Annotated in this window: 8 protein-coding genes; 2 read left to right on the forward strand and 6 right to left on the reverse strand. The window is 71.1% G+C overall.

Annotation, left to right across the window (positions count from 1 at the left end; translation table 11 throughout):
* Positions 1–52 precede the first annotated feature (52 nt).
* Positions 53–892, forward strand: coding sequence for a class I SAM-dependent methyltransferase (locus tag FAF44_RS29820; RefSeq protein ID WP_237106627.1), 840 nt, complete (start codon positions 53–55; stop codon positions 890–892).
* A gap of 7 nt (positions 893–899) precedes the next feature.
* On the opposite strand, the gene FAF44_RS29825 is transcribed toward FAF44_RS29820, so the two are convergent.
* The 5 genes from FAF44_RS29825 to FAF44_RS29845 form a co-directional block, all read right to left on the reverse strand.
* Positions 900–1,670: a tyrosine-protein phosphatase gene (locus FAF44_RS29825; protein ID WP_237106628.1), complete on the reverse strand. Its 771-nt coding sequence runs from the start codon at positions 1,668–1,670 to the stop codon at positions 900–902.
* Positions 1,671–1,723: 53 nt separating this feature from the next.
* Positions 1,724–3,730, reverse strand: coding sequence for a glycosyltransferase family A protein (locus FAF44_RS29830; RefSeq protein ID WP_237106634.1), 2,007 nt, complete (start codon positions 3,728–3,730; stop codon positions 1,724–1,726).
* A 65-nt stretch (positions 3,731–3,795) separates the two neighbouring features.
* Positions 3,796–4,935 carry a UDP-galactopyranose mutase gene (gene glf / locus FAF44_RS29835; protein WP_237106629.1) on the reverse strand — a complete coding sequence of 380 codons (1,140 nt, stop codon included), beginning with the start codon at positions 4,933–4,935 and terminating at the stop codon, positions 3,796–3,798.
* Between the two features lie 3 nt (positions 4,936–4,938).
* Positions 4,939–6,732, reverse strand: coding sequence for an ABC transporter ATP-binding protein (locus tag FAF44_RS29840; RefSeq protein WP_237106630.1), 1,794 nt, complete (start codon positions 6,730–6,732; stop codon positions 4,939–4,941).
* Entirely contained in the window at positions 6,729–8,444 is a 1,716-nt protein-coding gene (locus FAF44_RS29845) for an ABC transporter ATP-binding protein (RefSeq protein WP_272895197.1), read from the reverse strand. The genes FAF44_RS29840 and FAF44_RS29845 overlap by 4 nt, the downstream gene beginning before the upstream one ends.
* 241 nt (positions 8,445–8,685) lie before the next feature.
* On the opposite strand from FAF44_RS29845, the gene FAF44_RS29850 reads away from it, so the two are divergent.
* Positions 8,686–9,816, forward strand: coding sequence for a hypothetical protein (locus FAF44_RS29850; RefSeq protein ID WP_237106631.1), 1,131 nt, complete (start codon positions 8,686–8,688; stop codon positions 9,814–9,816).
* 42 nt (positions 9,817–9,858) lie between these two features.
* On the opposite strand, the gene FAF44_RS29855 is transcribed toward FAF44_RS29850, so the two are convergent.
* A partial coding sequence (locus tag FAF44_RS29855; RefSeq protein WP_237106632.1) for a hypothetical protein occupies positions 9,859–10,207 on the reverse strand: 349 nt, incomplete at its 5' end.

Here is a 10,207-nt window from a genome sequence, read left to right on the forward strand (position 1 = left end):
CAGTATGATCCACGATCACATCAGTTCGCGTCGACGTTCTGGAGGACGTGTCTTGGCGGCAGAAGAGCCGACGGGGAAAGCATCCATCGCCGCCGTGTTCAACCGTGCGGCGGCCGTCTATGACCAGGTCGGCGTCGACTTCTTCGGGCCCGCGGGCGTCCGGCTGGCCGAGCTCGCGGCACTCGCGCCGGGCGAGTCGGTGCTCGACGTGGGCTGCGGGCGGGGCGCGAGCCTGGTTCCGGCCGCCGCGGCGGTCGGGTCGGCCGGGTCGGTGATCGGCATCGACCTCGCCCCCGCCATGATCGACAAGACCAACGAGCGGATCGCCGAAAGCGGCCTGCGGCATGCCCGCGCGGAACTCGGCGACGCCGAGTCCCCCGGCTATCCGGAGGACTCGTTCGACGCGATCATCGCGGGGTTCGTCGTCTTCTTCCTGTCCGATCCGGTCGCGGCGGTCGCGCGATACTCCCGGCTGCTGCGGCCCGGTGGCCGGCTGGTGATGACCGTCCGGCTCATGGACCGGCAGGAGGACACCGAGATCCCGCGCATCGTCAACGAGGCGCTCCTTCCGTTCGAGACCGGGGCCCGTCCCGCGCCGCGACGGCCGCGCGATCCGCTGGGCACCCGCGACGGCGTCGAAGAGGTGCTGGTGACCAACGGCTTCACCGGTGTGCGGGTCGTCGATGAGACCTATCACGCCCGTTTCGACGATCCCGCCCATTACTGGCGCTGGATGTGGTCGCACGGCGCGCGGGAGAGGCTGGAGAAGATCCCGGCCGACCGGCTGGAGCCGGCGCGCGAGGCGGTCGTCTCCGCCCTTTCGGCGTTCGCCCGCGACGAGCGGTTCGTCTATCCGATTCCGGCCCGGTTCGCCGTCGCGGAAAGGGCGTGACGCCGCTTCAGTCCCGGAGTTTGGCGCGGATCGCCTCCGTGTCGGAGCCGGTCCAGCCGTGCCGGGCGAGCCAGCCCAGGACACCGCCGTCGCGGGTGTCGAGGACGGTGAGGAAGCGCTCGATGTACTGCGCGCGTGGCAGGTGCTCGCTCGCCGTCCGTGGATCCAGGTCCGCCCGGTAGGTGTCGCTTCTGCGGAGCCGGGTCAGGATGCGGTCGAGCCGGTCCGCCGTCGCGAGGTAGTCCTCGACGATGGCCGCCCGGCCGACGCCGGCGAGTTCGAGCGCGAGCGCGCACAGCACCGAGGTGCGGTCCTTGCCCGCGGCGCAGTGCACGATGGCCCCGCCGTCGTCGCGGGCCATCGTGCGCAGGGCGCTCACCACGGAGTCCGGTCGTTCCCGCAGGTAGGTGTAGTACAGCCCGGTGACGCGCCGGTCGGCGTCGCCCTGGCGTTCGTGCCAGGGCAGCACCGGGTCGGCACCGGCACTGACGGCGGCGGTGTCGCCTTCGGCGAACAGCGTGTGGTGGTGGATGGTCACCTCCGGCACGGCCGTCAGCGGACCTGGGCCTTCGAGCCGCACCTCCCGTCCTGAACGCAGGTCCACCACGTGCCTGAGCTTCAGCTCGCCGACGAGCCTGGCCACGTCAGCGGGCGTCAGCTCCTGGAGGTTGTCGGACCTGACGATCCGGCCGAACCTCGTTCTCCCGCCGTCAGTGGTGGCCAGCCCGCCCAGGTCACGGGCGTTGACGGCGCCTTCCAGCTCGATCCACCTGTTCATCGGACACCTCCGGGGATAGTCGGGAAACGGGGGGACGGCGGGCCGGCCCCGGGTCAGCAGGCCCGGTGCCGCCGGGCGGCGATGACGCGCCGGAAGTAGTCACCGAGCCGGGGGATGTGGGCGTCGAAGGTGAAGTCGTCGCGGTGCCTGCGCATGTTCGCCGTCCGCTCCCGGATCAGCGCCGGGTCGCGAAGCTGCGCACCGAGATGGGCGATCCCGGAGAAGGGGACGTCCACGGCGTACGAGCGGGCGAGGTTGCGAATGGCCGACGTCGATCCGTTGTGCGAGTTGTCGGCCAGGATCCACGGCAGGCCGGCCGCGGCGTAACTGCTCAGCCGCCCGGGATAATTGAGGTCGGGCCAGCTCGCGCCTCTCAGCTCGCCGTGGTTCACGCTGTCGAAGACGTGCAGCCAGCCGGCGTCGTACTGCGACAGCTCGGACACCCACTGCAGCGGCTCGACGGCCGGGTGCAGGTGGACGTAGCCGCCGGCCACCCCTCTCGGGATCGAGTCCCCGGCCAGCTCGTGATAGGCCTGACCATAGATGTGGACGTGGATCCCGGCGGCGGCCAGCTCCTCCCACTCGTCGACGTCCTTGCGCCACATGCCGGCGCACACGGTGTGCGTCTCGCCGGTCCGCTCGGAGAGTTTGGGCCGGAACTCGCCGCGGAACCAGTCGCGGGGCGGCAGGTCGCCGTCCATGATGAGGTCCTCGGCGCTGCGCTGCGGGATTCCGCGTAGCGCCAGCTCGAACCAGGTGCGGCACTCGTCGTTGATGAAGATCCGGCCGTCGCTGCGGGACATGAGACGGACGAGGCCGGGCCACAGCGCGTGCTCGATGGCATGCCCGGGGCTCTCCTTGAAGTGCCAGACGAAGGGGGCGTCGAGCCCGGCGTCCATGACCTGCTCGGCCAGCGGGATCGAGGACCAGTTCAGCCCGGCGTAGATGACGTCCGGCCGGAAGTCCGCCGCCGCGCGCCGCCAGTCGCCCGTCGCCGGGATGTCGCGGATGTGCCCCCAGGGAAAGGGCCCGGTGGCCATCCACACGTCCGGGTCGGGATGCCATATTCCGGCCAGCTCGTGACCGGCCCGTTCCAGGACGAGGAGGCGTTCGGGATTGAAGCCCAGATCGCCCACGACCAGGATGCGCAGCGCCGGGCCGGCGGACGCGGCTTCGGGCGGCGGCGCGTAGCCGACGTCGGAGCGGCGCTTCTCGTGGACGGGCCGTCCGCACCAGGGACGCCAGTCCAGGTACTGCCCGGCGGGCACGCCGTAGTACGAGCGGTAGCGGGGCAGCCCGCCGACCGGCCACCCGTACCGGCCGGGCGTGCCGCCGATGATGCGGTGGTGTTGCAGGGGATGCTGCACCCACTGGCACGTGGTCGTCCCGGCGTGGCGGAAGGTCGCCCCGAGCCGGATGAACCGCCGCCACTGGTCCGCCTCGATGGCGTCGGTGACGTATTCGTCGCGCGTGGTCCACGGGGACCGCTGCTCGAAGTCCCTGCGGTGCATGACCTGGACCATCGCCAGGATGTTGCCGCTCTTGAGCGTGTCCAGCCACCGCACCGGGGCCGGGGAGTTGAGCGTCTCGATCTCGCGGCCGACGACCTCGTCGCCGCGCAGGGTGGCCGCTCCCATGCGGGAGGCCACGAGGCCCCGGTTGAAGGCCATGTGCACGCCGCCGTACGCGATGTGCACGCCGGGGTCCTCGTCGAGCACCGCGACCAGCCTCTCCAGGTGGTCGGCGTGGTAGATGTCGTCGGTCGGCAGGTAGGCGAGGTAGGTGCCGGTGGCGTGGCGGGTCGCGAGGTTCAGCGCCGCCCCGAGGCCGAGGTTGCGCTCGTTGCGGAGATAGGTCACCCGCTCGTCCCAGATCTCCTTGAGCAGGTCGTGCAGGAGTTCGTGCGTATGGTCGTGGGAGCCGTCGTTGACGATGACGAGCTCCCAGTCGCGGTAGGTCTGGGCGCGCAGGCTCTCGATGGCCCGGGGGATGAAGGCCGCCTGCTGGTACGTCGGCATGAGGACGGAGACTTTCGGCCGGCCGGCGGCGGGATCGCTCATGATGGGAAGGCTCCCTTTCCTGCGCGCGTGACCGCGCTGTGCTGGTGATGGTCGGTGGCCGGCGGTCAGGATCGCGTGCGGGCGAGGTGCGGCAGCAGCCGCGACTCGAACAGGTGCAGCGCCGACCCGATGGCCATGTGCATGTCCAGATACCGGTACGAGCCCAGCCGGCCGCCGAAGAAGACCCCCGGCTCCCTGCGGGCCAGCTCCCGGTAGCGGCGCAGCGCCGCGCGGTCCGCCGGCGCGTTGATCGGGTAGTACGGCTCGTCCCGCGGGCCGGCGAAGCGGGAGAACTCCCGCATGATCACGGTCTTGTCGGCCGGATAGTGCGCGCGCTCCGGATGCAGGTGCCGGAACTCGTGGATCCGGGTGTAGGCCACGTCCAGGTCGGCGTAGTTGAGCACCGAGGTGCCCTGGTGGTCCCCGACCGGCAGCACCTCGGTCTCGAGATCGAGGGTGCGCCATCCGAGCCGGCCCTCCGAGTAGCCGAAGTACCGGTCCACGGGGCCCGTGTAGACGACCGGGACGTCCTCGGCGAGGTCGCGCCGCATCTCGAAGAAGTCCACGTTCAGCCGGACCTCGATGTTGCGGTGATCGCACATGTTCTCCAGCCACGCCGTGTAACCGTTCGCGGGCAGCCCTTCGTAGGTGTCGGAGAAGTAGCGGTTGTCGAAGGTGAAGCGGACGGGCAGCCGTCCGATGGTCTCGCCGGGCAGCTCGCGGGGATCGGTCTGCCACTGCTTGAGCGTGTAGTCGCGGATGAACGCTTCGTAGAGCGGCCTGCCGATCGTGGAGACGGCCTTGCCCTCCAGCGTGCCGGTGTCGAGTTGCTCCTCCTTCTGCGTGCTGAGCAGGGCGCGGGCCTCGTGCGGTGTCAGCACCCTGCCGAAGTAGCTGCAGATGGTGCCCAGGTTGATGGGCAGCGAGTAGACCCTGCCCTGGTGGACGGTGAAGACCTGGTGCCGGTAGCCGGTGAAGTCGGTGAACTTGTTCGCGTATCGCCACACCCGCTCGTTGGAGGTGTGGAAGATGTGCGAGCCGTAACGGTGGACCTCGATGCCGGTCTCGCCGTCGATCTCGCTGTAGGCGTTGCCGCCGATGTGCGGGCGGCGATCGATCAGCGTGACCCGTAGGCCGAGTTCCGACGCGCATCTCTCGGCGATGGTGAGTCCGAAGAGCCCCGCGCCGACGATGAGGATGTCCATGCACTACTCCAGGCCAGAGGTGTACGTGCCATGGCCGGTTCGGCCGCCGTGGTAGGCCTCCCAGAGCCGGTGGTAGGCGCCCCTGCGCGGGAGGAGTTCGTCGTGGGTGCCGATCTCCACGAGCCTGCCGTCCACCAGGACCGCGATGCGGTCGGCCCGGCGGGCGGCGTGCAGGTGGTGCACGATGGAGACGACCGTGCGGCCGGCCAGGAAACGGGCCAGGGCCTCCTCGGTGCCGCGTACCGCCGACGGGCTCAGCATCGAGGTCGCCTCGTCCAGCACGAGCACCTTCGGGCCGGCCAGCAGGATGCGGGCGAGGGCGAGTTGCTGGGCCCGGCCGGGCGGGAGCGGGCCGTGGCCGCCGGCGTCGATCCGGGTCTCGAACTTCTCCGGGAGCTGCGTGGCCCAGTCCGCCGCCCCCACGGCGGACAGCGCCTCTTCCAGCTCGGCGTCCGTGGCGTCGGGGGCGGCGATGCGCAGGTTCTCGCCGAGGGTGCCCACGAAGACGTGGCTCTCCTGGGTGGTGAGCATCACCTGCCGGCGCAGTGCCGCGAGCCCCAGGTCGGCCAGCGGGACGCGGCCGAGCGTCACGCTGCCGGCGGTGGCCACGTCGATCCCGGCCAGGAGGCGGGCGAGGGTGGTCTTGCCCGCTCCCGTGGGGCCGACCAGCGCGAGGTGTTCGCCGGGGCGCAGGTCGAGGTCGATGCCGTGCAGGACCTCGCGGGCGGCGGCGTCGTAGGTGTAGCGGACGGCGCTGGCTTCGAGCAGGGCACCGGCCGGGACCCGCCGGGTCCGCCCGCCCGGTTCGCCGGCCGGCATGACGCCGACGAGCCGGGCCAGGGACGCGCCGCCCATCTGCAACTGGTCGAGGCTGTCCACGATGTTGATCATGTGCAGGGCGAGGGTCTGCATCAGCAGCGCGACCGTGGTGACGGTGCCGAGGTCGGCCTGCCCGGTCCTGATCAGGATCAGCCCGAGGACGAGGGTGGTGAACGTGGGCAGCAGCGAGCAGAGGTCGAGGGCGGGGAAGAGTGCGCCGCGCAGCCGGATGCTGCGGTGGAAGGCGGACCGCGTGCGGGTGATCTCCTCCTCCAGGCGGCCGGCCCGGCGGTGCCGCCAGCGCAGGGCGTCGATGGTCCTGGCGCCGTCCGCGCTCTCCGCGACGACGGCGTGCATGGCGGCCTGCTGGGCCATGAGCGCGCCGAACGCTCGCGGATAGCGGGCGAAGTACCAGCGCACGGCCGGCACCAGGATGGGGAGCACGATCAGGACGGTGAGCGTGAGCGGCGGGGACACCGCGAGCGAACCCACCAGGAGGACCAGGACGGTGGTGGCGTTGGCGAAGAAGGCGGGCAGCGCGTAGCGGAAGGTCAGCCCGACCTGATCGGTGTCGGCCGTCACCCGGGAGAGCAGGTCTCCGGTGTCGAGCCGTTCCACCGCCGTCAGGGGCAGGGTGAGCAGCCCGCCGAGGAAGTCCTCGCGCAGGCGGCCGAGCAGCCGCTCGGCGAGCAGGAGCACCGAGCGGGCGGCCCACCAGGACAGCAGCGTCTGGGCCAGCAGGAAGGCGCCGCCGAGGAGAGCACTCAGGTTGAGCCGGTGCAGCAGATCCGGGCCGGTGTCGCCGGTGACCCTGTTCGCGATCAGGGCCGCCATCCCGCCGAGCACGTTCGGCAGGCCGAGGGCGGCCAGCGCGGCGGCGACGTTCAGGACCGCGGAGACGGCGACCGAACGGGACTCGCCCCGCAGGAGCGTGCGGGCGTAGCGGCGGACCCGCTCCGGCCCGGCGGTGGCCCTCATCGCCGCACGCAGTCGCGGTAGGGCCGGTGCCGCAGCAACTCGGCATGGGTGCCGCGGAGGACCTCCGCGCCGTGGAAGACGACTTCGTCGGCGTCGGCCAGGAGCTGGGGGGAGGAGGTGGCCACGACGGTGGTGCGGCCGGCGCGGTGGCTCGCGAGCCGGGCGCTGATGCGGGCCTCGGTGCGGGCGTCGACGGCGGTGGTGGGACGGTCGAGGAGCAGGATGTCGCCGCCGGCGAGCAGGGCGCGGGCCAGCAGCAGGCGCTGGACCTGGCCGCCGGACAGCCCGCGGCCCCGCTCGCCGAGGTGCACCCGCGTCTCGTACGTCCGGCCGGGCGGGGGGTCGTGGTCGACGTGGGACGGATCGAGCCCGACGATGTCGAGGGCGGAGGCGGTGTGCAGGGCGCGGACGATCTCCTCGGCGGTACGTCGTCCGTCCACGTCGAGCTGGTCGTGCAGGTCGCCGCTGAACAGGTGGGCGTCGTGGTGCAGCAGATGGATGTGGGCGCGGACCTCCTCCATGGCGATCTCGGTGAGCGGCACCCCGGCGAGCTGCCCCGCCGGCTCGGTGTGCCGGGCCAGACGGTCGAGTACGGCGGTCGCGCGCTCCGGGGACTCGTCCACCAGGGCGGTGAGGCGGCCGGACACGAAGGTGAGGCCGGTCTCAGGATCGCGCAGTTCGCCCTGCCGGCGGAGGGTCGCCGTGCCACGGGCCCTGGCGGGCGGCTGGGCCGTCAGGAAACCGTGGATGCGCCGGGCGGCGACCCGGGCGTGCGCGAAGTGGTTGATGCCCATGATGGTGGTGCGCAACGGACGTACCAGCAGGGTGAGATAGCCGTAGAAGGCGATGAAGACGCCCGGGGCGATGTCTCCCGCGACCGCCTTGTGGGTGCTCCACAGGACCACGACGAGGAGCAGGATGCCGGGCAGCAGCACCTGCGCCCCTTCCAGGACGGCCCGCGAGCGGGCCACGGCCTCGCCGTCGCGTCGCAGGTCGCGGGAGGCGGTGCGGTAGCGGCCGGCGAAGTACTCCTCGCCGCCGAGCCCGCGCAGGACCCGCAACCCGGTCACGGTGTCTCCCGCGAGGGTGTTCGCGGTGGCGATCCCGGCGCGCTGGGCGCTCTTGCGCGTCTCCAGCGCGCGGAAGGTGGGACGCAGGCACAGCAGCATGACGGGCATGCCCAGCAGCACGGTGAGAGCCAGGTCGGCCGCCTGCGTGGCGAGCAGCGTCACGGCCACGCCGTAGGAGAAGAGGCTGCCGCCGAGCATGCCGATGTAGGAGATGAGATAGCCGAAGGTGACCGCGTCGGCCGAGGTGATGGAGACGATGTCGCCGGTGCTGAAGCGGCGGCCGATCTCGCCGCCGAGCCGCATGATCTGCTGCAGGACGGCGCGCTCGGTGCGGATGATGCCGTCCATGCGGGCCAGTTCCAGCACTGTCCAGGCGCCGTAGCCGCTGAGCGTCACCACGGCGATGACGCCGGCCAGCGCCACCACCCAGCCGGTCAGCCCCCGGCCGTCGCCGATGCCGCTCTGCAATGCCTGACCGACCAGATAGGGCACCAGGATCTGCGCGCCGAAGAACAGGCAGTACAGAAAGACCAGCAGGAAAATGCGATATCGCTGCGCGCCCAGCAACCACCCGAAGACGGCGCGGACGGGGCCGTGGGCCGACGCGAAGTTCGGCAATGGCGCCGCGGCACTGTATGTCATATCCAACTCCGTCTGGCAGTTATATAAGACGTCATGATACGCTGCGCAAAATGTTTTTGGAATCGGTGTCGGCGGCAAAACGGAGAGATAAGCCTTGGCCTATCGAAGTGCCGATCATCTGCGTTATCGGCGAATAATCCAGGAATATGTTTCCGATGCGTCCGACCTCGCCGGGAGTTTCGTTCTCGCGGACGCGGCGGTCCGGGCGGCGATTCCGGCCCGCGACCGGCGGGAGGCGGTGGTGAACGAGGTGACCTGCGGTGTCGCCGGGCCGATGCTGGTCACCTACACCACCTGGGTGTTGTGCGAGGCCCGCCGCGCCGGTCTGCGGCGGCTGCGGTTCCTGTCGCGCGAAGGCCAGGTGCTGTTCGAACTCGCCCGGATCCTCGCGCCCGCCCTGGACGTGGACGTCGATCTGGAGTACGTCCACGGGAACCGGCTGACCTGGAGCCTGGCCGCGGCGGACGCCGGGCGGCTGGGGCGGCCCTCATGGCTCTTCAACGGCCTGCTGGAGTTCGGCCCTGCCGAACTGTGCGCCCGTCTCAAGCTGCCCGCCGCGTTCGTGCCGCGGCTGGTGTCCGCCGGATTCACCGAGCGATCCATCGGGGCCGGGCCGGCCGATCGCGAGGCGCGGGCGGCGGGCCTGCGCGAGTTCCTGGGCCTGGAGCCGGTCGTGGCGGCGCTGTCGGCGACCGTGGGCTCGGCGCGGCGCCTGCTGGCCGACTACGCCGCGCAGCACCGGCTGCTCGACGCGACGACCGCGATGGTGGACACCGGATGGGTGGGCCGGCAGGTCGACGCCCTGATCGCGGTGGGCGGCGGGCCCGAGGGGGAGCGCCCGCGGGTGCTGTTCTGGGGTTATCAACCGTCATCACCCGCCCAGGCGGACAACGCCGACATCTTCCGGGCGTACATGTACAACACGGTGACCGGCCATGGCACCCTGCTGCCCGACGCGCCGTTCGTCATGGAGATGTTCTGTACGAGCGATCATGGCACCCTCGTGGAGTATGTTCGGGACCCGGACGGGCGGGTCGTGCCGGTTCTCGCCGCCTCGCGCAACGTGGCCGCCGAGCAGTGGGGGCTGGGTCGTTACCGGGCCGCCCTGTACTGCTTCGCCGAGGCGGTGGCGCAGCGGTGTGTGCACTGGGATCAGGATCTCCGGTCAATGGTCCGCCGTCTTCTCGAGTTGTTCTGGCACCATCCGACGGCCGCCGAGGCCGCCATTTGGGGCGGTTTTCCGTATGAATTCACCTCGGACGGCTCGATCATCACCTCCGTGGCGCGTCCACTTCGCGATCCGGCCGAACGGGTGCGGGTGGACGACCCACCCTGGCTGGCCGGCTCCCTTCTCCTGGGCGACCTCACCTGAATGGCGAGAGCGCGTTTATCATATTCTGTTCGGTCGGATTTCTCAGTCGAAGGCGGAGAGAATGTCCTGCGTTATTTCCGGTGCCACCGAAGGGTCCCAGGTGGCGCATTGAAGGGCGGCGGATCCGTCGTTTCGCGCGGATACGCTCATCTGTGCGGAGAAATGGAAGAGGTCGCGCGCCGCGATCTCCTGGACGGCTGACAGCGGGGGCCGCCGGCGCGGCCGGCGGAAGGTGAAGGCGAGGGCGTCGGCGTCCCAGCGCGGCCAGGTGGCGGCCGTCGCGCGCACGACCGGCAACGGCGTGGCCGTGGCGGCATGGACGGTCCGGGCGAGGGCGGCGAGGTCTCGGTCCCCGAGGGGGACGGGCTGGAAGTACCACCACAGGCCCAGG

The organism is Nonomuraea sp. MG754425, assembly GCF_021699195.1.
Classification (GTDB): domain Bacteria; phylum Actinomycetota; class Actinomycetes; order Streptosporangiales; family Streptosporangiaceae; genus Nonomuraea.

Coding starts and splice junctions, on each gene's coding strand:
- FAF44_RS29825 (WP_237106628.1), bottom strand. CDS start 1,670: ATGAACAGGTGGATCGAGCTGGAAGGCGCCGTCAACGCCCGTGACCTG.
- glf (WP_237106629.1), bottom strand. CDS start 4,935: ATGGACATCCTCATCGTCGGCGCGGGGCTCTTCGGACTCACCATCGCC.
- FAF44_RS29830 (WP_237106634.1), bottom strand. CDS start 3,730: ATGAGCGATCCCGCCGCCGGCCGGCCGAAAGTCTCCGTCCTCATGCCG.
- FAF44_RS29840 (WP_237106630.1), bottom strand. CDS start 6,732: ATGAGGGCCACCGCCGGGCCGGAGCGGGTCCGCCGCTACGCCCGCACG.
- FAF44_RS29845 (WP_272895197.1), bottom strand. CDS start 8,444: ATGACATACAGTGCCGCGGCGCCATTGCCGAACTTCGCGTCGGCCCAC.